This is a genomic window from Streptomyces sindenensis, from assembly GCF_014649035.1.
Taxonomy (GTDB): Bacteria; Actinomycetota; Actinomycetes; order Streptomycetales; family Streptomycetaceae; genus Streptomyces; species Streptomyces sindenensis.
Window position 1 is genome coordinate 1 of the sequence record NZ_BMSG01000048.1, and the last position, 23117, is coordinate 23117.

Here is a 23117-nt window from a genome sequence, read left to right on the forward strand (position 1 = left end):
CAAAACCCACCACCAACACCAACACCAACACCAACAACCCGACCAACAACCCGACCAACAAGACCACCCAGGTTCGTCGCCGCCGGTCGCAACCAGGGTGTGCGGGTCGAACGAGGCGGGCCCGACCGGTGATTGCGGTGGAGCCGGCCGGCTCAACCGGCCAGCTCAGCGGATCTGGCGGCGCTGCCCGGTCGTGAAGGCGAGTGCGAGGCGGAGGAAGAGCGGCGGAGCGCCGGGTTCCAGGCGCAGCACCCACTCGGGCATGCGGCAGACGCCGCGGGCTCGTACGACGCCCTGGAGGTCCTTGAAGGCGTACGCACCCCACTTCGTACCGGCGAAGGGCTCGACGGTGCCCACCGGTGTTCCGTCGAAAGCCGACAGCGTGTAGTGGCCGGGCGAGTGTCCGCTGGTGGGGCGGATGACGTGGCCACCGCCGGACGGCTCCCATACGACGAGCTCCGGCAGGGACTTCCTCGTGCCGCGCTTCTCGACCCGGCACACGGGCCGGCCCGCGCCGTCGTGGACATCCCAGTACGTCGCCCTCACGCCTGGTGCGGGAGGTGTGGGAGGCGCGGGCAGCGGGACCACCGAGGCCGATCGTCGGCCGTCGAGGGTGTGCGCGGCCTTGCCCGTGACGGTCAAGAGGTGCTCGGGAAGGGCGGGTTCGGCCAGCAGCCGACGCGCGCGCCTTCCCGCCCGGTGCACCCGCACCGTCAGGCCACCGAAGGAGAGCAGCCAGAACAGCGACACCGAGACGGGCAGCGCGACGGCTCTGACGCCGGGACGGTACGGGCCCATCGGGCCGACACGCACCGCGACGGTCCGGCCGGCAGCGCTGGAGCCGAGCCCGTAGACTCCGCCGGAGCCGGAGTCGCCGTCGGCCGTGCGCCAGGTGCCGGAGCACCTCAGCGGGCTGCGGCTTCCGCCCTGGTGGCATTCGGCGACCTGCGCTGTGGCCCGCTCCCCTGCCAGGAAGGTGTACGTCAGCATCGTCGGCCAGAAGAGCGCGCCGAGCGCCACCAGGGGTATCGCGGCACGGAACAACCGAAATCTCATGGCCAGGCCCCTATACCGGAAGTGCGTGCAGCTTCTTGCCGTGCAGGGCGAAGACGAGCTTGCCGTCGGTGGCCACAAGCCACTCGTGATAGTCGCCGCTGCCGTCGTTGAACATCCAGCGGAGCTTACCGGTCGCCGCGTCGACGGCGTGCACGCCGCCCTTCTCGTCCAGCTCCGTCGCTGCGTACAGCGTGCCGCCGGCCTCGACGTACTGCCAGGGGGTCTTGGTGTCCGCCTCGGCGATGTCCTCGCTCTGCCAGATCTTCGCGCCGGTCGTCGGGCGGACCGCCCAGAGCCTCCGGGAGCTGTCGGCGACGTACAGCACGCCGTCCACCACGCCCGGCTGCCGGAACGTGCCGAACCGGCCGGCCTCAAGCGTCCGCTTCTCCTTGCCCGACGCGGCGTCCCGGGCGGTCATCGCCTTACCGGCGGCGAGTACCAGGCCGGATACGGCGGTCAGCTGGCCATCACCCATGGCGGGGTGGACGGCGGCGGACTCGGTCCAGGCGGGCTTGGGCGCCCCGCCGTCATCCCCTGCGCCGTCACACGGCCGTGCTCGCACCGTCGGGGCGCGGTCGCGTCAGCCGTCGGGGAGCCAGCCGCGTTCGCGCAGCGCCGCGACGAAGCGGCCGTACGACTCCTCCAGGGCCGGGCGTTCCCCTGGCACCGGCTCGACGAGCGCCCCCGTGCGCACCATCGCGGCGGCGCTCGCCGTGAGATTCTCGTGGAGCGTGCCGGTCGCGGCGATCAGCGCGGCGCCGAACGCCGTTTCCGCGCGCCCGACGACCCGGACCGGGCGGTCCAGCACGGTGGCCCGGATCGCCGTCCACGCGGCGCTGCGACTTCCCCCGCCGGCCGCGTGCAGGGGGCCGAGCACCGGGATGCCCAGGCGCTCGGCCCGTTCCAGGGCCAGGCGTTCGAGGAACGCGACGCCTTCCAGTGCGGCGCGGTGGGCGTCCGCCTCGTCGCGGGGGCGGCCCAGCTCGAAGCCGCGCGCCGCGCCGGAGACGAAGGGGAACCGTTCACCGTCCCGGCGCAACGGGTAGCGCACATGCGTGGCGGGGCCCCGGGCCGTCGCGGCGGCGTCCAGCGCGGGCAGGCGGGCGGGGGCGACGTCGGCCAGGCACTCCCCTCCCGTGCTGGACGCCCCGCCGGGGAGCCACCAGCCGTCGGGGTGGCGGTGGCTGTAGAACGCCCCGGTCGCATCGCGCACCAGGTGCTCGGACACCCCCTTGAGAACGTACGTCGTGCCGATGACGCCCACGAACCGGCCCGGCTCGACCGCCCCGGTGGCGATCTGGCCCGCACAGCCATCCGTCATCCCGAGGCGTACGGAGCACCCTTCGGGCAGGCCCGTGGCCTCGGCCGCCTCCGGGCCGACGACCCCGGCCTCGGTGCCGGGGGCGCCGACGGAGGGGAGCAAGGCGAGCGGGAGGCCGAGGGCGTCGAAGACCTCGTGCGCCCACTCCCCCGCACGGGCGTCGTAGCCGGACTTGAGCGCGTGGCTCCAGTCCGTGGGCACCGGGTGGCCCGTCAGGTCGCGGCCGATGAACTCGGGGGTGTGCAGGACGTGATGCAGAGCGGAGCCGTACGTTCGCAGGCACCACACGGCCCTGCCGAGTGCGGCGGTGGGGCCCACCGCGAGGCCGAGCGCGTCCCACCGGGCGCTGCCCGCCCGCTGGGCCCCGGCGTTGATACCGGCGGCACGCCGGTCGTCGTACATCAGGGCCGGGCCGAGCGGTTCGCCGTCGGCCCCGGTGGGCACAAGGGTGCCGGATGTGGCGGACACGGCCACCGCGACCACCTCGCGTCCGCCCCGGGGCAGCGCGGACGTGGTGCGGCGCAGGGCCGACCGTACGGCGGGCCACCACGACCGGGCGTCCTGCTCGCTCGTTCCCGCGGCGGTCCGTACGGGGGGCGGGAGATCCGCCCGTGCCTCGGCGAGCGCTCGCCCCTGTCCGTCCACGCAGAGCACGCGGACGGACGCGGTCGCCACGTCGATGCCGATGACGGCCGGGGAGGGGGGTACGGGGCGAGGGGATTCACTGTTCATGCGGAAGGCGTCCTTCCCCGGGGGTCTCACGTGTCCACGTCGGTCCACCGGTCGGGGGCCGTCCGTCGCCGTGATAGCCCGTATGTGAAGTCAACATCGGTTCCATAGTGGTGGAGGAGCGGGCTCATGAGCCGATGGGTGCCACCGTGACCCGGGTCCGTTCGCGGAGTTTGCCCAGCAGTTCGGCGTCCGCTCCGTCGTCCACGACGAGATGGTCCAGGTCGCCGACGGGGCCCACCCGGTGCAGTGCGGTCCGGGCGAGTTTGGTGTGGTCCATGAGCATCACCTTCGTCGCCGCCGAGGTGAGCATGGCCCGTTTGACCAGCACCACGTCCTGCTCCTGGTGGTAGGCCGTCCTGGCGTCCAGGGCCGACGTGGAGACCGCGACGAGGTCAACCGAGAGCGCCTCCACCGCCTCGACGCAGGGCATCCCGAGGAAGGAGTCGTGGGTGCGTGAGTACTCCCCGCCCAGGGCGATCAGCCGGATGCCCTCGCATCCGGCGAAGACGTCCAGCACCCGGCGGGCGTTGGTGACGACGGTGAGCGGGGCGAGGTCGACCAGCAGACCCGCCATGACCAGCACCGTGGTGGAATCGTCGAGCATCACCGACATGCCGGGCTCCACCAGCGCGGCGGCGGCCCGCGCGACGGCCTTCTTCTCCGCCGTGTTGACGCCGAGCCGGTAGTCGAGGCTCGATTCGAACACCGTGGAGGGCAGGGCCGACGCGCCACCGCGGAAGCGCCGCAGCACCCCTTGCCGCGCCAGGTCGTCGAGGTCCCGGTGGACGGTCATCAGGCTCACGCCCGTGAGCTGGGCGAGGGCGGCGCCCGTGGCCGTGCCCTGCTCCACGACATGGTCGGCGATGAGCCGTCGGCGCTCTTCGGCAGATCTCTTGGTCATGGAGGTCAGTCTCCCGCAGGGCTCGGACCGGGCGCGGGGCCGGGGGGCGGCGCTGTGGGCACGTTCAGCGAGCGCAGCGCCGTCTCCGTGCCGCGGATCTCGATCTCCGTGACGGCCCCGTTGTCCAGTCGGGGAAAGATGCGCCGGTAGCGCCCGAGGGGCAGCCCGAGGAGTTCGCACAGGGCGATGCGCAGCAGGGTGTTGTGGGCGACGACGAGCACCCTGCCCCCGGGGTGGCGGTCCGCGAGGTCGCGCAGGGCCGCGGTCGCCCGTGCCGCGGCCCGGGCGACGGGTTCGGAGCCGGGGAAGGCGCCGGATGCGGCGTCCTCGCGGAACCGCCGTACGGCTTCGGGGTCCTCCTCGGCCATCTCCTCGACGGTCCGGCCCTCGCCCCATCCGAAGTCCACCTCCCGAAGGCCCTCCTGGACCTCCACCGCCAGGCCGAGCGCCTCGGCCGCCGGACTCGCCGTCAGGCGGGCGCGGCTGAGCGGGGAGCAGACGATCGCGTGCACGCCGCTCTTCACGGCCCAGGCCCCGAGGCCGGCCGCCTGGGCCACGCCCCGGGGCGTCAGGGCGACGTCGGTGACGCCGGCGTACCGGTTCTCCGCGTGCCACTCGGTCTCGCCGTGCCGTACGAGCAGGAGACGCGAGGTCATGGAGACCGCCCTTTCCGGGTCGGGGCCGATGCATCGAGGCGAAGCGCACGCAGTTGCCGGGCTGCCGTGACCCGTGTCGGCCGGGCGCATTGCCGGTTCACGCGGGCGCTGTTAAATTTAACAGAAATTCCACAGACCGGGACCGGCTCCTCGCGGCCCGGATCGGACTCGGATCAGGCGCGGAGCAAGGCTCCGACGTGCTCGGCATCCACCCCGGCGGCTCTCTCCTCGCAGAAGGAATCCGACGTCATGCGCATCCTCGCCGCAGGCGACCACTTCGTCCGTCCCGCGTTGATCCGCGCGGCGGTGAGTCAGGAGCTGTCCCGCGCGGGTGGCGAGCTCCCGGAGTTCTCGGAGCTGACTCTCCCCTGGCCCCACGAGCCTTTCGGTCCGGTCGCGGAGGTCCGTGAGGCGAGCGGGACGGAGGACGAGCTCGTGGAGGCGCTGCACGGGACGTCCGTCTGTGTGACGCAGATGGCCCCCTTCACCGAGCGGGTGTTCGCCGCGTCGCCCGCGTTGCGGCTCGTCGCCGTCTCGCGCGGCGGGCCGGTCAATGTGGACCTGGCCGCCGCCACCCGGCACGGGGTCAGGGTCAGCTACGCCCCCGGCCGCAACGCCCCGGCCGCCGCGGAGTTCGCCGTCGGGCTGATGCTCGCCGCGATGCGGCGCGTCCCCGCCGCCGACGCGGAGTTGAAGCGGGGCGTCTGGCGGGGCGATCTCTACGCGTACGAGGAGGTCGGCGGCGAGCTCGGCGGGGCCACGGTCGGGCTCGTGGGCTACGGGGCCATCGGCCGCATCGTGGCGCGGGTGACGCGCGCCTTCGGGGCGCACGTGCTCGCGGCCGACCCGTACGCCGACCCCGAGGGGGTCGCGGCGGACGGTGTCGAACTCGTCGAGCTGGACGATCTTCTGAGCCGGAGTTCGGTGGTCAGCCTGCACGCCCGGCTGACCGAGGAGACCCGCCATCTGATCGACGCCCGCCGTCTGGGGCTGCTGCCGCCCGGTGCGGTCCTGGTCAATACCGCCCGCGGCGGGCTGCTCGACCACACGCCGCTGCCGGGACTGCTGCGCAGCGGGGCTCTCGGGGCGCTCGCCCTGGATGTGTACGACGTCGAGCCGATCCCCGCTGACTGGGCCCTGCGTGACGTACCGCATGTGATCACCACGCCTCATCTCGCGGGCGCGACGCGCCAGACGGCGCACCGGGCGGCGGCCATCACCGCCGCCGAGGTCGGCCGCTTCGCGCGGGGGGAGAAGCTGCGGCATCTCGCGAACGGGGACGTCCTGGAGAACGGCGGTTCCTGACGGCCTCTTCCGCCGCCGGCGCCCCGCAATCCATCGGCTCGCACAGGAGGTAGCAGGGTTGAGGACCATCATCGGCGTGGACATCGGTACGTCGGTCACCAAGGCGGTGGCGTTCGACGCGGGCGGCGGGTCCCTGGCCTCCGCGAGCCGGCGCTCGCACCTGGAGATGCTGCCGGGCGGGCGCGTCGAGCAGGATCTCGACGCTGTAGTGTCCGGGGTCGGCGCAGTGGTACGGGAGGTGGCCGCGAAGCTCGGCCGGCTGCCGGACGCGGTGGCGCTGACCGGGCAGGGGGACGGGCTGTGGCTGCGGGACTCCGGCGGCCGCGCGGTGCGGCCCGCCATCTCGTGGATGGACGCGCGGGCCTCGGACCTGGTGACCCGCTGGCTGACGGACGGCACGATCGGCACGGCTTACGCGCACACCGGGTCCGGGATGTTCCCCGGCTGCCACGGCCCGCTGCTGAACTGGCTCCAGGAGCACGAGCCCCACTCGCTGGACCGGGCCGCCGTCGCGGGGTACTGCGTCGACGCGGTCGCCCAGCGCCTGACCGGCCGGGTGTGCCTCGATGCCTCCGACGCGACGCTGCCGTTCCTCGACCCCCGTACCCGCCGTTACGCGCCCGAGGCCCTGGCGGCGTGCGGGGTGGCGGGACGGGCGGGGCTGCTGCCGGCTCCCGCCCCTCCGGGCACGGTGCTCGCGCTCCACGGTCAGGGCGCCGGACTCCTCGGGCTCCCCGAGGGGCTGCCGGTCGTGGCGGGGCCGTACGACCTGCCGGCCTGCGCGATCGGCAGCGGGGTGCGTGAGGTGGGGGACGGCGTCCTCATCCTCGGCACGACCCTCGCGAGCCAGGTGCTGACCGACCGGGTCGATCTCGATCCGCTCGCCGAGCCCGCAGGCATGTGGCTGTGCACACCGGCTCCCGACCGGTGGCTGCGCGCCATGCCCGCGATGGTGGGGACGGCCGCGCTGGAGTGGGTGCTCGCTCTCGTCGGCGCGACCACGGCCGATGTGGACGCCCTGCTGGCCGACAGCCCGCCCGGCGCCCGGGGCGTCCGTGCCTTCCCCTTCCTGTCCGAGGCGGGCGAACGGGCCCCCTTCGTCGAGCCGTCGGCGCAGGGCAGACTCGACGGGCTCAGCCTGGCGACCGGACGGGCGGACGCGGTCCGGGCCGTCTGCGAGGCCATCGGCTACGCGGCCCGGCACTGCTTGGAGGCGGCCGGGCTGAGCGGCACCCTCGCCCTGTGCGGCGGCGGCACACGCTCGCTGACGTGGGCCCGGCTGATCGCCGACGTCCTCGGCCGTCCCGTACGCATCCCGCTGGAGGAACAGGTCGGCGCGCTCGGTGTGGTGTCCGTCGCCAGGGGCTCGCTGTCGCCGGGGTACGAGGCGCCGCCGGGGCGCCATCAGGTGGTCGGTCCGCGCGAGGACGTATGGGCGCTGTACGAGGACGGATACGCGCGCTACCGGGCGGAGTTGGCGGCCGCCCGGACGGCGTGGGGGTCTCCGGCGCGGCCGGCCGGACCGGGTCATGCGGTCCGCCCCCTCTGAGCGCTCCCACCTGTCTGTTATTTATGACATGACCATTGACACTCATAACATTCTCGATGTTAATTTGACGCGAAGGAGACTCTCTGCCTGAAGACCGGGAGATTCCAGTGAAGCAACGCTCTGCCAGATCGTTTGCCGCGGCTCTGTCGGTGATGACGGTGATCGTCTCCGCCGCAGCCTGTTCGACGAAGGCGCCCAACAGCCCGGAGGGCAAGTCGTCGAAGGACGCGAAGATCGCGTTCCTGATGCCCGACATCGCCTCCACCCGCTACGAGCTGTACGACGCGCCGCTCTTCAAGGCCAAGGTGAAGGATCTGTGCGGCGGTTGCGAGGTGCTCTACCAGAACGCGGGCGGCGACGCCGCGAAGCAACAGCAGCAGGCCGACTCCGCCCTCGCTCAGGGCGCCGACGTCATCGTGATCGATCCGGTGGACTCCGCCGCCGCGGCCAGCACCGTCCGTACGGCACAGAGCCGGGGGGTTCCCGTCATCGCCTACGACCGGCCGATCCCGGCGGTCAGGGCGGACTACTACGTCTCCTTCGACAACGAGAAGATCGGCGCCATGATCGGCCAGTCGTTGGTCGACCACCTCAAGGCCACCTCGGCCGAGGGCGGCCTCCTCCAGGTCAACGGATCGCCGACCGACGCGGCGGCGGGCCTGATCAAGAAGGGCATCCACAGCGCGGTCGACTCCAGCGGGTTCAAGCTCCTCGCCGAGTACGACACGCCGGCCTGGGAGCCGGGGAAGGCGCAGAGCTGGGTCAGCGGCCAGATATCCAAGTTCCCGGGGAAGATTGCCGGGGTGGCGGCCGCCAACGACGGCACGGGAGGCGGTTCCATCGCCGCGTTCAAAGCGGCCGGGGCCACCGTCCCACCGGTGACCGGGAACGACGCCGAACTCGCCGCCGCCCAGCGGATCATCAAGGGCGACCAGTACAACACCATCTCCAAGCCCATCAAGACCGTCGCAGAAGCCGCGGCCGTCGCCGCGTTCTCCTTCGCCGAGGGGAAGAAGCCCACGGGCGAGACCACGCTTTTCGACACTCCCTCGGAGCTCTTCACCCCCACCGTGGTCACCCGCGAGAACATCGCTGAGGTTCTGGTGGGCGACGGGAAGCCGCTGAAGACCGCCGAGGTGTGCACGGCGACGTACGCGGCGGCCTGTGCCGAGGTGGGCATCACGTAGTCGCGGGCCCGTTCCCTCTCTCCGCCTGCCCTTCTGCCCGCCCGCGCGCCTGCCTCGGAAGGCCGGTCATGACCGCTGAGTCCTTGCCCTCCCCTCACGAGCCGTCAGGAGGCCCGCTGCTCTTGCTCCGCGGGATCAGCAAGTCCTTCGGCGCCGTCGCCGCACTCACCGATGTCGACCTCGACGTCTCCGCTGGGCAGGTCGTCGCCCTGGTGGGCGACAACGGCGCGGGAAAATCCACCCTGGTGAAGGTTCTCTCCGGGGTGCACCAGCCGGACGCCGGAACCGTCGGTTTCGGCCACGGCACCGTATCCATCCCCTCCCCCGCCACCGCGCAGCGGCTCGGCATCGCGACCGTGTTCCAGGACCTCGCCCTGTGCGAGAACCTGAACGTCGTCGAAAACCTCTTCCTCGGAAGGGAGTTGCGCGGGCTGCGCCTGGACGAGGTGACCATGGAGGTCCGTTCCCGCGCCCTTCTCGGGGAGCTGTCGGCGAAGATCCCCTCGGTACGGGTCCCGGTCGCGGCCCTGTCCGGTGGCCAGCGGCAGACGGTGGCCATCGCGCGGACCCTGCTGGGGGACCCCAAGGTGATCATCCTCGACGAGCCGACGGCCGCGCTGGGCGTCGCGCAGACGGCGGAGGTCCTCAACCTGATCGAGCGGCTGAGCGAGCGCGGCCTGGGCGTCATCATGGTCAGCCACAACATGGCCGACGTACGGGCCGTCGCCGACACGGTGGTCGTCCTGCGGCTGGGCCGGAACAACGGTGTCTTCGACGCGGCCGAGGCGACGGCGGCGGATCTGGTGGCCGCCATCACCGGGGCCACCGACAACGTGGTCAGCCGCCGCGCCGGACGGGACCGGGCCGTGGACGAGCGAGCGGCGGCAGCGGACAGGGGAACGGAAGCGGCGCACAAGGGGGACGCGTCATGACGGAGTCGGCCGCTGTCACGAGCCCCGAACCCGCCCACAACGGGGCCGGGCAGCCGACGACCTGGTCCGGTCGGGCGCGAAGCCGCCGGCGGGTGGTGTCGGACCGGCTGCGCGGCGGGGACCTCGGCCTCCTGCCCGTCCTCGCCGGCCTCGTCGTGATCTGGGCCGTCATGCAGATCCTCAACCCCGTCTTCCTTTCGAGCGCGAACCTCACGAACCTCGCCCTGGAGAGCGTGCCGGTCGGCATCATCTCCCTGGGGGTCGTCTGCGTCCTGCTCGTCGGCCAGATCGATCTGTCGGTCGGGTCGGTCAGCGGACTCAGCGCCGCCGTCCTGGCTGTCCTCTTCGTGGACCGGGGGCTGCCGGCCTGGCTCGCCGTCACCGCGTCACTGGTCCTCGCGGCTCTGATCGGCTGGTTCTACGCCCAGGTCCACAACCGGATCGGGGTGCCGAGCTTCGTCATCACGCTCGGCGGCCTCCTCGGGTTCCTCGGTGTGCAGCTGTGGATCCTCGGGCCCAAGGGCTCGATCAACCTGCCCTTCGACTCGGGCCTCGTGTCCTTCGCCCAGCTTCAGTTCCTGCCGCCCTGGCTGGCGTACACGCTGGTCGTCGTGGGCGCGGCGGCCTTGTACGCGACAGGTGCCGCCCGCGCCGCGGAGCGCCGCCGGGCGGGCCTGGCCGCCGCGTCCCGGCGTCTGCTCGTCGCGCGGAGCCTGGCGCTGCTGGCCGGTCTCGGCGGGGCGGTCTGGTATCTCAACCGGGACCGGGGGGTGGGGTGGATGTTCGTGTTCTTCCTCGCCCTGGTGCTGGTGCTGCACTACGTCCTGTCCCGCACCTCGTTCGGCAAGTCGATGTACGCGGTCGGCGGCAACATGGAGGCGGCCCGGCGTGCGGGCGTCAACGTGAAGGCCGTCCTCACCGCCGCCTTCGTGCTGTGCACGACGCTCGCCTGTGTCGGCGGGATGCTCTCCGCCTCACGGCTCGCCGCGGCCAATCAGAGCAGCGGCGGCGGTGACGTCAACCTCAACGCCATCGCCGCGGCCGTCATCGGCGGCACCAGTCTGTTCGGCGGCCGGGGCACCGCTTTCGCCGCCCTGCTCGGCGTGCTCGTGATCCAGTCCATCTCCAGCGGACTCACTCTGCTGAATCTCGACTCCGCCTACCGCTTCATGGTCACCGGCGGGGTACTGCTCCTGGCGGTGTCGCTGGACGCGGTCGCCCGGCGTTCGCGGGTCTCCCACGGCAGGGCCTGAGACACCGTCCGTATCCGGCAACGCCCGCCCACCCCAGGATCACGCCCCCGGAAGAACCATGCGAAGCCGAGCACGCACGCACGTCGCCACCCTGCTCCTGTCCGCCGTCCTCGCCTCGGCCGTCCTCGCGGTGAGCGGGGGCTCGGCCCACGCCCGTACACCGTCCCCGTCCTCCGCCTCCGCCTCCGGCCTGCCCGCTTCCGTGGACGGCGGAGCCTGGTCGTCCGGGCATCTCCAGGGCACGGCCATCGACCGCCGCCGGGGCCACATGTACTTCTCCTTCACCGATCTGCTGGTCAAGACCGACCTGGCGGGCAGAGCGATCGGGTCGGTCACCGGGCTCACCGGACATCTGGGCGATCTGGACTTCAACAGCGCGGACGGCCGGGTCTACGGCTCCCTGGAGTACAAGGCGGCCCGGGCCTTCTATGTGGCGATCTTCGACGGGTCCCGGATCACCCGGATGAACATGGACGCCCGGACCACCGATGTGCTTTCCACCGTCCATCTCCGGGAGGTCGTGCGGGACTACACCGCCGACATGAACGGCGACGGGGTCTTCGACGGCGACACCGGAAACACCCCCGACCACCGCTACGGCTGCAGCGGAATCGACGGCGTCGCCTTCGGTCCCGATCTGAACGGCAGGGGCGGCGGACGGCTCACGGTCGCGTACGGGGTGTACTCCAACACCGCCCGCACCGACAACGACCACCAGGTGCTGCTCCAGTACGACGTGCGCGACTGGCGGAAGTACGAGCGGCCGCTCAGCGAGGACGCGCTGCACACCAGCGGTCCCGCCTCCCCCGCCGGCAAGTTCTTCGCCTACACCGGCAACACCACCTACGGAGTCCAGAACCTGGAGTACGACGGGGACAGCGGCAACTGGCTGATGGCCGTGTACAAGGGCAAGAAGGCGGCCTTTCCCAACTACACGCTCTATGTGCTGGACGGCTCGAAGCCCGCCCGCCGGGGTGAGGTGAAAGGGCAGCCGCGCCCCGAGTCCGGCCGCATCGTCTCCCTCCTGCCGCGCGGGCTGCACCACGAGCCGTCCGGCGTGTACGGCTACGAGTCGGCCGGTCAGTACGGTCTGGTCTCGCTCGACGACGGCCGCTACTACGTGGCCGAGGCCGGCACGGTCGACTCCGGGGGAACCACGCTGCAGACCGGCCGGGCCGTGCTGCACCGCTGGACGGGGGCGGTGCCGAACCCGTTCGCGGTGCGGGGGCGCGCCGTCTGAGCTTGTCCCGGCACGTTCCCCGGCGCGGGTGACAGGGCGGGCCCGCACCGCCGCACCCGGGTGGCCCACGTCACATCGGCGCGCTGTCAGCAATCGACGCGCTGTCCCGTTCAAGGAGTACGCGAACGAGACAGGAGTCCGTCATGACGCTCAGGAAGCACCGCATCGTCGTACTCGGCGCCGGGTACGCCGGGGCCTTCGCCGCCGGGAATCTGGCCCGCAGGCTCTCCCCGGCGGACACCGAGATCACCGTCGTCAACGCCGCACCCGACTTCGTCGAGCGGATGCGGCTCCACCAGGTGGCGGCCGGGCAGGACATCGCGCGCCGCAAGCTCGCCGACGTGTTCGCGGGCACCGGGGTGCGACTGCGGCTGGCCCGGGTGACCGGCCTCGACCCCGAGCGCAGGACGGTCGCCGTGAGCGGCGAGGACGGGCCCGGGGAGCTGCCCTACGACACTCTGCTCTACGCGCTCGGCAGCTCCGCCGCCCACCACGATGTCCCCGGCGTGGCCGAGTACGCCTTCGACGTGACCGGTCTGGACGCGGCGCTGCGTCTGCGTGAGCGCCTGGACGGCCTCGACGAGGGCGGGTCCGTCCTCGTCGTCGGGGAGGGGCTGACCGGCATCGAGACCGCGACCGAGCTGGCCGAGTCGCGGCCCGGTCTCTCGGTCGCGCTCGCCGCCCGTGGTGAGCCGGGCTCCTGGCTCTCCCCCAGGGCCCGCCGTCATCTGAGGGAAGCGTTCGACCGGCTCGGCGTCACCGTGCACGAGCACACCGCCGTCGCTGCCGTCGAGCCGACCCGGGCGATCACCGCCGACGGTACGGCCCTGCCGGCCGAGGTGACCGTGTGGTCGGCCGGGTTCGCCGTGCACCCGATCGCGGCCGCCGCCGGCCTGGAGGTCGCCGCCACCGGGCAGATCGTCGTCGACCGGTCCATGCGCTCGGTCTCGCACCCGGACGTCTACGCCGCCGGTGACTGTGCCTACGCGATCGGGGAGAACGGCCTGCCCCTCCCGATGTCCTGCGCCTCGGCGGGGCTCACCAATATGCAGGCGACCGCCGCGATCATCGCGCGTCTGACGGGCGACGAGGTCCCGTCCACGGAGCTGAAGTACTTCGGCAACCACATCAGCCTCGGCCGCCGGGACGCGATCTTCCAGATGGTGGGCGGGGACGTCCGGTCGAAGTCCTGGTATCTGGGCGGCCGGGCGGCCGCGCGGCTCAAGTCGGGGATTCTGAAGGGGGCCGAATGGGGCATCGCCCATCCGACGTTCGGCCTGCCGACGCGCAGGCGGCGGCCGGCTCCGGCGTCCGACCGGGCCGCTGTCCGGGTCGCCGCCTAGGGTGTTCCGCATGGACAGTGCGGCGGTGGACACGTTCGAGGCCGGTCGGGGCAGGCTGGCCTCGCTCGCGTACCGCCTGCTCGGGTCGGCGGCCGACGCGGAGGACGCCGTGCAGGACACCTTCCTGCGCTGGCAGGCCGCGGACCGCGAGCGGATCGAGGTGCCGGAGGCGTGGCTGACCAAGGTCCTCACCCATGTCTGCCTCGACCGGCTCCGTTCGGCGCAGGCGCGTCACGAGCGGGCGGCCGGCGCGTGGCTGCCCGAGCCGCTCCTCGACGGCGACCCGATGCTCGGCCCGGCCGACACGTTCGAGCAGCGGGAGTCGGTGTCCCTGGCCGTGCTGACCCTTGTCGAGCGCCTCTCGCCGAACGAGCGGGCCGTCTACGTCCTGCGGGAGGCCTTCGCGTACAGCCATGCCGAGATCGCCGCGATCCTCGACATCTCGGAGGCGGCGAGCCAGCAGCACGCCCATCGGGCCCGGACCCGGCTCGCGGACGAACGGCGTCGCGGCGGCGGTGCGCCTGACCCCGCGGCAGCGCGCCGGGTGGTCGAGGAGTTCCTGGCCGCCGCCACGTCGGGGCGCACCGACCGGCTGGTGGCGCTGCTCACGGACGACGTGACGGCGGTCTCGGACGGCGCGGGTCTGGCCAGGCGGCTGCTGCGGTACCGGACGCCCGAGCGGGTCGCCTCCTTCGTACGGGCCGGGTTCAAGCCCACCCCGGCGAAGCGCCGGCTGGCCGGTGGCCCCATCACGATGTACGTCGCTCGGGTCAACGGCTCCCCGGCCGTCGTCGCCGTGGTCGGGGAGCGGGTCGTGGGGGCCGTGGCGTTCGACATCGGCGACGGCAAGGTCTCGGCCCTGTACGGCATCGCCGCCGCGCACCGGCTGACGCGCCTCGACGAGGCCTGGCGGCGGTACGACCCGGGGGTCCCGGTCGTCGGCGCGTGGTGACCGGGGCCGTGGTGCCGGACGGTCACCGGTCGACGTGCGCGGTGATCCACGCTTCGAGCGCCTTCTCGTCGGCTACGGACGGCAGTTCGGGTGCGCAGGTCAGAGGGGGCTGCTGCCCGAAGGGGTTCTGGTCGTCGGAGCAGAGCACGTGTCCGTGTCTCGTACGGAAGGATTCGCAGGCCAGTTCGTGCTCCCAGCTCCATCCACGGCGTGCCAGTTCCGCGTCGAGGGCTTCGACGTCATCGCCCGCCGGTGGTGCCGTCGGCAGTGCGACGAACTCCGCGACCGCCTCGGGCGTCAGGGGTCGGAGGGCGAGCAGGGGGACGCGGGTGGGCAGGCCGGTCGCTCCAGGGGCGTCGGGCGGGCGTCGGGGCCGGGCGCCGTCCGCGTATCGGTGCCACCATGAAGAGGTGACCTCGCACGAAGGGCGGACCGTCCGGCGTCTGGAGCAGGCGATCCTCGACCTGCTGGAGCAGCGTGGGCCGGCCGCGACCATCTGTCCCTCCGATGCCGCGCGCTCGGTGTACGGGGGCGACGACGACGGCTGGCGGTCCCTGATGGAGCCCGCCCGCCAGGCGGCTCGGCGGCTGGTCGGAGCCGGTCGGGTCGAGATCACCCAGGGTGGGCGGCCGGTCGAGCCGGACGAGGCGCGGGGGCCGATCCGGATCCGCCGCGTCCGCTGACGTCCGCGGAGCAGCGGGTCGCCTCCTGCGGAGCATCGTGACTCGCCGAGGAGGAGGGGCCGCTCGTCGTACGGGGTCATTCTGGGTGGGCCTCGGCCGGTCGATGCTCACGAGGGGTGCCCGGGGCCGGGAGTCGTGCGACCGGTCGTGCCAACCGGTTCCGCTCAACCCGTCGGACGTACGGCCCAGTTGAGCCACGCGACCACGCACCCACCCCCGGCTGCGCACAGGTGTGCGCTAGATTCCCCGCCATGACGGAACCCGCATCGTTTTCCTGGCCACCTGCCCCGATCGGAACGGCACGGCTCGTGCTCCGTGAATCCGAGGCCCGCGACCGTGCGGCGTTCGTCGAGTTGTTCGCTTCGCCGAAGGTGCGCGCCCACCTCGGTGGTCCCCACGCGCGGGAGGAGCTCGAACGCGCCGTCCCCGAGGTGCCGGGGCGGCGACCCGGGCTCTTCGTCGTGGAGCTCGATGGGGCGATGATCGGCACGGTCACGCTCGAACAGCGGGACGCCGAGCGTCCGGGACGGCTCCGTCCGGAGGGCGGCTGCACCGAACTCGGCTACATGTTCCTGCCGGAGGCGTGGGGTTCGGGGTACGCCGCCGAGGCGTGCGCCGCCGCGCTCGACTGGTTCGCCGCCGCGTGCCCCGGGGAGCCGGTGGGGCTCTGCACTCAGCTCGCCAACGCCCCTTCGATGCGCCTCGCGCTGAAGCTGGGTTTCACCGAGGTGACACGGTTCGAGGAGTTCGGCGCGGAGCAGTGGTTCGGCGCGTGGCGGCCGGTCGCACCCCGTCTCCGGTGAGCGTTCAGGTGGCCGGGCGCGTGTGCACGCTGACGGCGTAGCCGCCGCCGTCGTTGTAGGGGTCGCCGCTCCAGGTGGCGTAGCGCTGACGCAGGGACAGTCCGGCCCGGGTGCACCACGCGTCGAACTCGGCGAGGGTCACCGGCGCTTCCTCCAGCGGCAGGTGGGCGGCGTCCAGTCCCATGCCCGTGACCAGGAGACCGCCGGGGCGCAGTGCGCCGGCCAATTGCCCGACGACGGCCGCTCCGGTGCCGGGGGCCAGCAGAGGGATGACGTTGCCGGCGGCGAGGACCAGGTCGAAGTCCGTGTCCAGGCCGAGGGTGTCCAGCCGGGCCAGGTCACCGAGGAGCCAGTCCTGTGCGGGCGCCGTGCGGCGTGCGACGGCCAGCATCGAGGAGTCGACGTCCACGCCGGTGCAGTGGTGGCCCAGTTCGGCGAGCCGGATCGCGATGCGGCCGGTGCCGCAGCCCGCGTCGAGCACGCGGGCCCCGGGCTCCAGCAGCGCGGTGCAGAAAGTCGCTTCGCCGTGGACGTCATGGCCCGCTGCGGCGAGCCGGGCGAATCGCCGCGCGTACTCGTCCCCCGCCTGTCCACCGGTCAGTTCTGCCCAACGGTCGCGTTGCCCTGTCATGTTTCCGTATGCCTTCCGGTTCGCCCATTCCCAGCGGGAGCATAGACGAGCCGCCCGCACGGAGCCGCGTGAGGTCAGCCGGTCGTTCCTCGGGGCTTTCGCCCCCACACCGTGAGCATCCCGGCCGACAACGCGGCGCATGCGTCGCTCTCCAGGTACCGGACCGCCGCGTCGATGCCCGCGTCGTCGATCGGGCCGGTGGCGACCACGGCTTGCCTGCTGCGCTGCCAGGTGCCGGCCCAGAAGCGGCTGATGGCGCTGCCCGGCACCAGCGGCGGAACGTGGATCTCCGCTGCCACGTGGTCGAGTCAGGCGGTCCCGCTCGGGCAGGTGCATCGTCACGAACCGGGCGTGGACGAGCTGAAGGGATCCGGGCGCGAAGTCGGGGGCGGTGACGTCGGCCTGAAGCGTCCGGAGGCCGGGGGCGGGGCGTGCTCCAGGAACCGTACGTCGCGGTCGACTGCGAGCACGCTCGCCACCCCGGCCTCGGCCGGCAGCCGGCGGGAGACGGTGCCGGTGCCGGCCGTGCGGCCGAGGCTCGCCGTGGCCGGGGCCGATCGGTGCACGGCCGGATACCCGCCGGGGTGCGCGGAGTGCCGGTCCGGGGCTCAGGGCTGGATCGGCATGGACCAGCAGTTGGAGGTGGACGGTTTGCCCGCGAGCCGGTCGGTCAGCCAGCCGATCGCCGCGCCCTGGTCGGTGAGAAGGGGCACGAGGTGGTTGGTGAGGATCTTGTCACCGAGATTCGGCAGGACGACGGCGTCGTAGGTGATGTCACCGCCTTTGCGGCACCAGTCGACGGCCAGTCGGCGGGCCTGGGCGTGAGGGACGATGTCGTCGTTGACACCGGTGGCCAGACGCACGGGACCGGAGGGCTTGAGCGTTCCGATGCGCTGCTTTTCCAGGGCGGCCCGGGCCCGGGGCTCGGCTGCGATGATCTCTCCGATGGTTCTGCCGCTGGTGGTCCACTTGCTGCTCTTGGTGAATCCGTAGCCGAAGATCGCGTCGCCGACGCACATGGTGGAGGCGTCCGCCAGAGCGGCCTTCCCGGTGGTGCTGATGTTCGCCTCGACGACCGCGCGCAGGTCGGGGTCGGACTGGGCGAATCCATTGATCGACCAGGCCAGCGCACCGGCGAGCGCGCTGCCGTCGATGCCCTTCATGACCGCGGTCAGGTCGGCGGGCGGCGCGCCGGCGTAGGTCCCGGCGAGCGGTACGTCGGGGGCGTAGGAGGGCTGGAGTTCGGCGGCCGCCGCACTCGCGCCGCCGCCCTGGCTGTAGCCGTACAGGCCGGTCCGGGAGGCCGCGGTGACCGAGGCGCCGGGCACGGAGCGCGCGGCACGGGCCGCGTCCAGCAGGGCGTGCCCCTGGTCGAGGCGGTTGACGTAGGTGTGCAGGCGGTCCGTGGTGCCCAGGCCCACGTAGTCGGTGACGACGACGGCCGCCCCGGTGGCCAGGATGCGGTAGATGGCCAGCGCCTCGTAGCCCACGGAGACGGTGTCGCCGTTGAGGGTGAGCGGGTGCTGCAGAGCGAAGGAGGGCGCGCACTGGTCGCCCTGGCCCATGGTGCCCGAGGCGACGGCGACCAGGGGGCGCGGGCCGGATCCCTTCCATGCTGCCGAGGGCTCGATGTAGGCGCCGGTCACGGCCACGGGCTGCCCTGCCGAGTCGGTGGACTTGTACATGAGGCGGGTCGCGGTGCCGGGCATCGGGCGGCCGTCGAGGCCCGGGATGTTCAGCCCGAGCGGCAGGGCCTCGGTGCGGATCAACGCGCCGTTGGCTGTCGGTAGTTCGGCCGGAGGCGTATAGAACTCCGGGATGGTGACACCTCGGGAGACCACGGGAGGGGCCTCGGCCGCGGATGCCGGGACGGCCGACAGGCCCGCGCAGGCGGTTCCCGCGGCCAGGACACAAGCCAGGGCGCGTCCGCGGGCCGAGGGGCGGCGGTGGCGGCCGGCTTCTTCGGGCCGGACGGCGCCCTGACCCGGGTCCAGGTCAGCGGTGGTGGTGGAACGGAAACGGGCTCTCGTGCGGCTCACGGTGTGTTCCTCGTTTCTCTCGCGGAGGGTTTGAGGGTCGTGGAGGCGGCCGGGGGCGGCCGAGCTGGTAGGGGACGAAGGAGACGGCGTGGTATACCAAGCCCCCTTCGGAACAGCTTTGTTACTCGTCGGTCAGTTTCGGCAGCGTAGGTCCGCGTGTCACTCAGTGACAAGACGTCTGCACACGTCATTTCCTCCAGCGGCCGCTATGCTGCCGGGACAAAACGGGGCCAGGGGCGGGAACGGAATCCGGGGGCGTAGGTGAGTGAACTGCCGTCCACAGAGGGCTGGTTCAAGGCGAGCGGCGGTCTCGGGGCGGAGGTCGTCGGGAAACCGTCGCTCGCTCAGCGGCGCCGGGAGGCCCTCCGCCTGGAGATCGCCGGTGAGGCGGTCCGCCTGTTCACCTCGCAGGGCGTCGCCGGCACCACGGGCGAGGAGATCGCCCGGGCCGTGGGCATCTCGTCCCGCACGCTGTGGCGGCACTTCCCCACCAAGGAGAGCTGCGTCCTGCCCATACTCTCGGCAGGGCTCCGCTTCGCCGTGGACCAGTTGGCCGCGTGGCCGTCCGAAATGACACTGGTGGACTTCGTGACGCGGACCGGCCGGAGCGGCACCCTGCCCCCAGCAGCCCCGGCCATCCTCGATCTGATCCGTATGACGTCCACGGAGCCCGCACTCCGGGCCGTCTGGCTGCAGGCCCACGACGACGCCCTGCCGGTGCTCGCGGAGCTCCTCGCCCGGAGATCCGGTGGCAGCGCCGACGACCTGCGCACGAAGGTGCACGCGGCAGCGGTCAACGGCGCGCTGCGCGCGGCGGCGGAGGAGTTCGCGCATCGCTACGCGGACGATCCCGAGGCCTCGGGTGAGGAGATCACGGCGTGCGTCCTGGCCGCGCTGCGGGCCGCGGCGGAGGGCCTGCCGTACTGACCCCCGCGGGCGCTGAGCGAAATGGGCTTCAGGTTCCCTTCAGTTCGGGCTGTTAGAGTGCAGCCCTGCGTCGGTAATTCGCCGAGCGGCTTTGGCAGTTCGTTCTACGGGCCGAATCGACCGGGACAAGGAGCGTAGGAATGCGCTGCAGGGAGATGCTGGCCCTCTACGCCGGTATCGCCGCGCTTCTGATGATTTCCGCGTTCGCCCTGGGCTCCTCCCGGACTCTGGGCGCCGTCGACGCGGCAGCGCCTTCGCCGGCCCATGCCGTGTCCGTGTTCGACGTATCGGGACCGTCCGTTCCGCTGGACGGCGTGGACGGTGACGTCACACTCCAGCAGCGCCACAAGGCGGGAAACACGACGGCTTCGCCCCCCGCTCAGGCAGGCTCTTCTTCCTCGGTACCGGATCTGAACGACTGCCCGGCGGGCGTCTTTCGGCACCATGCTGCGTCATGGGGGCCGCCGATCCCTGCCCAGGCCCGGATCCTTCGCTGCTGAGGGAGGCCGTCCGGTCACCCGGTGATCGTCCGGAATGCGAGCGCCGGTCCTCCGCCCGCCGCCACGCGCCGGCCGCCGCGTCCCTACCCGCACGTATCGCGCATCCGCATCCCCTGTTTCGCCTTTATTTCGTCTTTCGGCTTTCGACTTTCTGAGTCCTTTATCAGCACGTGGACCGCGCCATTCCCTCGTGATACAGGCCGTACGGGGATACCCGAAAACTATGACCCACCCCTGGAGCAGACGTACATGTACCACTTCCCCCTCGCCTCGGAACCGACGAGCGGCATCGCAGGGTGGGCGACCGGCCTCGTCGACACCATGGGCGGCCCCGGGGCCGGGCTGGCGATCGCCCTGGAGAACCTCTTCCCTCCGCTGCCGAGTGAGATCATTCTGCCGCTGACGGGCTTCGCGGCGGGGCAGGGAGTGATCAGCCTGTTCTCCGCCCTCTTCTGGACGACGCTGGGCTCGGTGGTGGGGGCGGTCGCGCTCTACTGGATCGGGGCCCTCTTCGGCCGGAAGCGGATGTACGCCCTGTGGGGGCGGCTCCCTCTGGTGAAGGTGTCCGACCTGGAGAAGACCGAGAGGTGGTTCCTCAAGCACGGCAGGAAGGCCATCTTCTTCGGCCGGATGATTCCGATTTTCCGCAGCCTGATCAGCATCCCTGCGGGCGTCGAGCGGATGCCCCTGCCGATCTTCGTTGTCTTCACCGCGCTGGGCAGCTTCGTATGGAACTTCCTCCTCGTGATGGCCGGATATCTGCTGGGTGACCAGTGGGACCTCGTGGAGCGTTACGTCGGGGTGCTCTCCAAGGTGGTGCTCGGGCTGGTCGTCGCGGCGCTCGCCGTGTGGGTCGTTCGCAGGGTGCGTGCCCGACGGGGCGAGCGGCAGACCCACCACGTATGACCGTTTTCCAGGCATGACCGTCAAGGGGTCGCGTGCGGTGCGCGGCCCATCGATCCGATCGACAAGGTGGCAGGCATGGCAATGTGGGATCGCATCAAGGACCAGGCCAAGGGGCTGCAGCAGCAGGCGCAGGGCGCGAGGGGCCCTGCCGGTCAGCGGCAGCCGGGAACAGGGGGCCCGGGCGCCTCGGGGGGCTCGAAGGAGAAGCTGGTCGGGCTGCTCAAGTCGCAGCTCGGCTCCCTGAAGACGGAGCTCAAGAGCGGGGCCTACCGGGACGCCAGCATGGCGATGTGCGCGCTGGTCGCGGCCGCCGACGGATCCGTCGACCCCGCCGAGCGGCACCATGTGGAGAACCTGATCCTGCAGAACGACGTCCTGCAGAACTTCCCTCCCGAGCAGCTGCGGCAGCGGTTCAACAGGCATGTCGACCAGCTGATGTTCAACTTCCAGCAGGGCAAGGCCGATGCCATGCAGGAGATCGCCAAGGCGGCGAAGAAGCCGGTGGAGGCCAAGGCGGTCGTCCAGACCGGGTTCGTGATCGCCGGCGCGGACGGGTACATCGCCCCGGCCGAGGCGCAGGTTCTGCGGGAGGCGTGCGTGGCGCTCGGTGTCTCCCCGCAGGAGTTCGGCCTCTGAGCCGTCCGGTGCCCGGTCGCCTCGGCTCTCGGTGCCGGGCGGCGGGCCCGCCTGACGGGCCGTCGGAGTGATCGGGGCTTTTCGCCGACGTTCCGTCCGGTTCGAACGAGCACAGCACAACCTTGGGCGTTCCTTGATCGTCAAACGGACTGCCGGGGCATCCCACGCCCCGGCAGGAGTGCTTGTGCCCAGTCACTGGAGAACCATGAGACCCGTCTCCGTCCACCCGTTCGTACGCTTCGGCGCCGGTGCCGTCGCGACCGCCGGAATCCTGCTGGCCTCTCTGTCCGTACCGGCGTCCGCCGCCGAGTCCGACCAGCTGTGGATCGCCGCGCCGTCCGAGAAGAACCTGCAGACAGGCGCCGAGACCGGTACCCCGGTCCAGGTCGGCCTGTACCACGACAACTCCAGCTTCACCGTCACGGACGGCCGTCTGACCGTCGACGTCTCCGGCCTCGCGGGTGTGGCCGAGGTGACCTGGCCCGAGAACTGCGCGCCCACGGGGACGACCGCCGTGTGCTCCGTCGCCCAGGTGCCCGTGCTCGGCTCGGACTACAGCCCGCAGGTGCTGCTGGAGGTCCGCGCCGCCGACGGCTCCGAGGCGGGAGCGCAGGGCCGGATCACGTACGCGGCGACCGCGACCGGCGGCCCGGAGGGGACGCTGCAGGCGCCGCTGGACTCCTTCGAGACCACGCTCACCGTGGCCTCCGGCCCCGACCTCGTCCTGGAGGGGCTCGACCCGGTGAAGGGCGCCGCCCCCGGGTCGGTGCTCACGGCGCCGCTCAGGGTGACCAACGAGGGGAAGGAGCCCGCCCGAGGCTTCACCCTCGGGATGATGGCGTCGTACGGCCTCGGCTTCGACTCGCGGTACGACGCGTGCACGTACACGCAGACGGGCGGCGACTACGCGCCCATGTCCCGTGCCGAGTGCGCCTTCGACCGGGTGCTCCAGTCCGGTGAGAGCTTCACCCTGCCGGAGCCGCTGCGGATCGCCCTGGCGGACCACGCGTTGCGGGAGCGTCTCGACGTCGGCGTGCAGCCCGCCGACGGGGTCGCGGACATCAACGACGAGAACAACTACAGGATTCTCGCGGTGGACGCGGTGAACACGGCCGACTTCGCGGTACGCGGTTCCCGGGTCCGCGGCGCCGTGGGCGAGACCGTGAAGGCCTCACTCACCTTCCGCAACAAGGGGCCGGGCTGGCTCGGCAACCTCGGTTCGGGTGACTCGGTCGCCCTGGTCGACTTCACGGTTCCCGAGGGTGTCACCGTCACCCGCGTGCCCGCCGCGTGCGAGCCCCGCACGCTGGATGACGGCAACTACCCGTCCGGGCGTCTGGGCGCTCCGCGTTACGTGTGCGAGATGCCGTACTGGGTGCTGGAGGACACCGTGCGCACCTTCCGCTTCGATCTCCGCGTCGACACGGTCGTGCCCGACGCGAAGGGGCAGGTGGCCCTGCGTCCAGTGATCAGGGGTACCGGCTTCCCGCACGACCCGAAGCCCCGCAACAACACGGCATGGGTGACGGTCAACCCGACCCCCGCCGCGTAGCGGCCGAGACCCG

At 72.0% G+C, this 23117-nt stretch carries 24 protein-coding genes and 1 pseudogene; 16 read left to right on the forward strand and 9 right to left on the reverse strand.

All coding sequences use genetic code 11. The annotated features are described in order from the left end of the window. Positions 1-197: hypothetical protein (locus IE145_RS33625; RefSeq protein ID WP_229825988.1), on the forward strand; the 197-nt coding region annotated here is incomplete at its 5' end. Here the strand turns inward: IE145_RS33625 and IE145_RS31410 are convergent. From IE145_RS31410 to IE145_RS31430, 5 genes are all read right to left on the reverse strand, one after another. Further along, entirely contained in the window at positions 166-1056 is an 891-nt protein-coding gene (locus IE145_RS31410) for a hypothetical protein (protein WP_189528823.1), read from the reverse strand. The genes IE145_RS33625 and IE145_RS31410 overlap by 32 nt on opposite strands. Before the next feature lie 10 nt (positions 1057-1066). Then, positions 1067-1531 (reverse strand): outer membrane protein assembly factor BamB family protein, encoded by a 465-nt coding sequence (locus IE145_RS31415; RefSeq protein ID WP_189528824.1) that lies wholly within the window; start codon positions 1529-1531, stop codon positions 1067-1069. A gap of 105 nt (positions 1532-1636) precedes the next feature. Then, positions 1637-3109: an FGGY-family carbohydrate kinase gene (locus IE145_RS31420; protein WP_189528825.1), complete on the reverse strand. Its 1473-nt coding sequence runs from the start codon at positions 3107-3109 to the stop codon at positions 1637-1639. 124 nt (positions 3110-3233) lie between these two features. Continuing rightward, positions 3234-4010: a DeoR/GlpR family DNA-binding transcription regulator gene (locus IE145_RS31425; protein WP_189528826.1), complete on the reverse strand. Its 777-nt coding sequence runs from the start codon at positions 4008-4010 to the stop codon at positions 3234-3236. Between the two features lie 5 nt (positions 4011-4015). Continuing rightward, entirely contained in the window at positions 4016-4666 is a 651-nt protein-coding gene (locus IE145_RS31430; RefSeq protein ID WP_189528827.1) for a histidine phosphatase family protein, read from the reverse strand. Between the two features lie 249 nt (positions 4667-4915). On the opposite strand from IE145_RS31430, the gene IE145_RS31435 reads away from it, so the two are divergent. The 8 genes from IE145_RS31435 to IE145_RS31470 all read left to right on the forward strand — a co-directional run bounded on the left by IE145_RS31435 (position 4916) and on the right by IE145_RS31470 (position 14427). Beyond that, complete coding sequence (locus IE145_RS31435) at positions 4916-5971, forward strand: 2-hydroxyacid dehydrogenase (RefSeq protein WP_189528828.1); 1056 nt, start codon at positions 4916-4918, stop codon at positions 5969-5971. Between the two features lie 58 nt (positions 5972-6029). Then, positions 6030-7520: an FGGY-family carbohydrate kinase gene (locus tag IE145_RS31440; RefSeq protein WP_189528829.1), complete on the forward strand. Its 1491-nt coding sequence runs from the start codon at positions 6030-6032 to the stop codon at positions 7518-7520. 107 nt (positions 7521-7627) lie between these two features. Then, positions 7628-8707: a substrate-binding domain-containing protein gene (locus tag IE145_RS31445; RefSeq protein WP_189528830.1), complete on the forward strand. Its 1080-nt coding sequence runs from the start codon at positions 7628-7630 to the stop codon at positions 8705-8707. 68 nt (positions 8708-8775) lie between these two features. Then, positions 8776-9639, forward strand: a complete 864-nt coding sequence (locus tag IE145_RS31450) for an ATP-binding cassette domain-containing protein (RefSeq protein WP_189528831.1) — start codon at positions 8776-8778, stop codon at positions 9637-9639. Then, positions 9636-10892, forward strand: a complete 1257-nt coding sequence (locus IE145_RS31455; RefSeq protein WP_189528832.1) for a sugar ABC transporter permease — start codon at positions 9636-9638, stop codon at positions 10890-10892. Before IE145_RS31450 ends, IE145_RS31455 begins: the two co-directional genes overlap by 4 nt. A 58-nt stretch (positions 10893-10950) precedes the next feature. Next, positions 10951-12132, forward strand: a complete 1182-nt coding sequence (locus tag IE145_RS31460) for a hypothetical protein (RefSeq protein ID WP_189528833.1) — start codon at positions 10951-10953, stop codon at positions 12130-12132. 143 nt (positions 12133-12275) lie between these two features. After that, positions 12276-13475 carry an NAD(P)/FAD-dependent oxidoreductase gene (locus IE145_RS31465; protein WP_189528834.1) on the forward strand — a complete coding sequence of 400 codons (1200 nt, stop codon included), beginning with the start codon at positions 12276-12278 and terminating at the stop codon, positions 13473-13475. A gap of 10 nt (positions 13476-13485) precedes the next feature. Then, positions 13486-14427, forward strand: a complete 942-nt coding sequence (locus IE145_RS31470; protein WP_189528835.1) for a sigma-70 family RNA polymerase sigma factor — start codon at positions 13486-13488, stop codon at positions 14425-14427. A gap of 22 nt (positions 14428-14449) precedes the next feature. On the opposite strand, the gene IE145_RS33810 is transcribed toward IE145_RS31470, so the two are convergent. Beyond that, on the reverse strand, positions 14450-14575 hold the full coding sequence (locus IE145_RS33810) for a hypothetical protein (RefSeq protein ID WP_268246832.1): 126 nt from the start codon (positions 14573-14575) through the stop codon (positions 14450-14452). Between the two features lie 262 nt (positions 14576-14837). Here IE145_RS33810 and IE145_RS31475 point away from each other — a divergent pair, with 262 nt between their 5' ends. Together IE145_RS31475 and IE145_RS31480 are read left to right on the forward strand one after the other, a co-directional pair. Next, positions 14838-15110 (forward strand): DUF3253 domain-containing protein, encoded by a 273-nt coding sequence (locus tag IE145_RS31475; RefSeq protein WP_189528836.1) that lies wholly within the window; start codon positions 14838-14840, stop codon positions 15108-15110. Positions 15111-15361: 251 nt separating this feature from the next. Next, on the forward strand, positions 15362-15913 hold the full coding sequence (locus IE145_RS31480) for a GNAT family N-acetyltransferase (RefSeq protein ID WP_189528837.1): 552 nt from the start codon (positions 15362-15364) through the stop codon (positions 15911-15913). Between the two features lie 4 nt (positions 15914-15917). Here the strand turns inward: IE145_RS31480 and IE145_RS31485 are convergent, their stop codons facing one another. The 3 genes and pseudogenes from IE145_RS31485 to IE145_RS31495 all read right to left on the reverse strand — a co-directional run bounded on the left by IE145_RS31485 (position 15918) and on the right by IE145_RS31495 (position 18538). Then, positions 15918-16544 carry a class I SAM-dependent methyltransferase gene (locus IE145_RS31485; protein WP_189528838.1) on the reverse strand — a complete coding sequence of 209 codons (627 nt, stop codon included), beginning with the start codon at positions 16542-16544 and terminating at the stop codon, positions 15918-15920. Between the two features lie 74 nt (positions 16545-16618). Beyond that, a pseudogene (locus IE145_RS31490) lies at positions 16619-17101 on the reverse strand (class I SAM-dependent methyltransferase); the annotation flags it as partial. A gap of 51 nt (positions 17102-17152) precedes the next feature. Further along, positions 17153-18538: a lipase family protein gene (locus tag IE145_RS31495; protein WP_189528855.1), complete on the reverse strand. Its 1386-nt coding sequence runs from the start codon at positions 18536-18538 to the stop codon at positions 17153-17155. 315 nt (positions 18539-18853) lie between these two features. On the opposite strand from IE145_RS31495, the gene IE145_RS31500 reads away from it, so the two are divergent. From IE145_RS31500 to IE145_RS31520, 5 genes are all read left to right on the forward strand, one after another. Further along, positions 18854-19510: a TetR/AcrR family transcriptional regulator gene (locus tag IE145_RS31500; RefSeq protein WP_189528856.1), complete on the forward strand. Its 657-nt coding sequence runs from the start codon at positions 18854-18856 to the stop codon at positions 19508-19510. 140 nt (positions 19511-19650) lie between these two features. Then, positions 19651-20010: a hypothetical protein gene (locus tag IE145_RS31505; RefSeq protein ID WP_189528839.1), complete on the forward strand. Its 360-nt coding sequence runs from the start codon at positions 19651-19653 to the stop codon at positions 20008-20010. Positions 20011-20259: 249 nt separating this feature from the next. After that, complete coding sequence (locus tag IE145_RS31510; protein ID WP_189528840.1) at positions 20260-20916, forward strand: DedA family protein; 657 nt, start codon at positions 20260-20262, stop codon at positions 20914-20916. 75 nt (positions 20917-20991) lie between these two features. After that, complete coding sequence (locus IE145_RS31515) at positions 20992-21552, forward strand: tellurite resistance TerB family protein (RefSeq protein ID WP_189528841.1); 561 nt, start codon at positions 20992-20994, stop codon at positions 21550-21552. A 205-nt stretch (positions 21553-21757) separates the two neighbouring features. Further along, on the forward strand, positions 21758-23104 hold the full coding sequence (locus tag IE145_RS31520; protein WP_189528842.1) for a hypothetical protein: 1347 nt from the start codon (positions 21758-21760) through the stop codon (positions 23102-23104). Positions 23105-23117: the final 13 nt, after the last annotated feature.

Bases quoted from the DNA above. Each gene is read 5' to 3' on its own strand.
- IE145_RS31410 (WP_189528823.1), bottom strand. From the start codon at position 1,056: ATGAGATTTCGGTTGTTCCGTGCCGCGATACCCCTGGTGGCGCTCGGC.
- IE145_RS31415 (WP_189528824.1), bottom strand. From the start codon at position 1,531: ATGGGTGATGGCCAGCTGACCGCCGTATCCGGCCTGGTACTCGCCGCC.
- IE145_RS31420 (WP_189528825.1), bottom strand. From the start codon at position 3,109: ATGAACAGTGAATCCCCTCGCCCCGTACCCCCCTCCCCGGCCGTCATC.
- IE145_RS31425 (WP_189528826.1), bottom strand. From the start codon at position 4,010: ATGACCAAGAGATCTGCCGAAGAGCGCCGACGGCTCATCGCCGACCAT.
- IE145_RS31430 (WP_189528827.1), bottom strand. From the start codon at position 4,666: ATGACCTCGCGTCTCCTGCTCGTACGGCACGGCGAGACCGAGTGGCAC.
- IE145_RS31435 (WP_189528828.1), top strand. From the start codon at position 4,916: ATGCGCATCCTCGCCGCAGGCGACCACTTCGTCCGTCCCGCGTTGATC.
- IE145_RS31450 (WP_189528831.1), top strand. From the start codon at position 8,776: ATGACCGCTGAGTCCTTGCCCTCCCCTCACGAGCCGTCAGGAGGCCCG.
- IE145_RS31455 (WP_189528832.1), top strand. From the start codon at position 9,636: ATGACGGAGTCGGCCGCTGTCACGAGCCCCGAACCCGCCCACAACGGG.
- IE145_RS31460 (WP_189528833.1), top strand. From the start codon at position 10,951: ATGCGAAGCCGAGCACGCACGCACGTCGCCACCCTGCTCCTGTCCGCC.
- IE145_RS31465 (WP_189528834.1), top strand. From the start codon at position 12,276: ATGACGCTCAGGAAGCACCGCATCGTCGTACTCGGCGCCGGGTACGCC.
- IE145_RS31470 (WP_189528835.1), top strand. From the start codon at position 13,486: ATGGACAGTGCGGCGGTGGACACGTTCGAGGCCGGTCGGGGCAGGCTG.
- IE145_RS31480 (WP_189528837.1), top strand. From the start codon at position 15,362: ATGACGGAACCCGCATCGTTTTCCTGGCCACCTGCCCCGATCGGAACG.
- IE145_RS31485 (WP_189528838.1), bottom strand. From the start codon at position 16,544: ATGACAGGGCAACGCGACCGTTGGGCAGAACTGACCGGTGGACAGGCG.
- IE145_RS31505 (WP_189528839.1), top strand. From the start codon at position 19,651: ATGCGCTGCAGGGAGATGCTGGCCCTCTACGCCGGTATCGCCGCGCTT.
- IE145_RS31510 (WP_189528840.1), top strand. From the start codon at position 20,260: ATGTACCACTTCCCCCTCGCCTCGGAACCGACGAGCGGCATCGCAGGG.
- IE145_RS31515 (WP_189528841.1), top strand. From the start codon at position 20,992: ATGGCAATGTGGGATCGCATCAAGGACCAGGCCAAGGGGCTGCAGCAG.
- IE145_RS31520 (WP_189528842.1), top strand. From the start codon at position 21,758: ATGAGACCCGTCTCCGTCCACCCGTTCGTACGCTTCGGCGCCGGTGCC.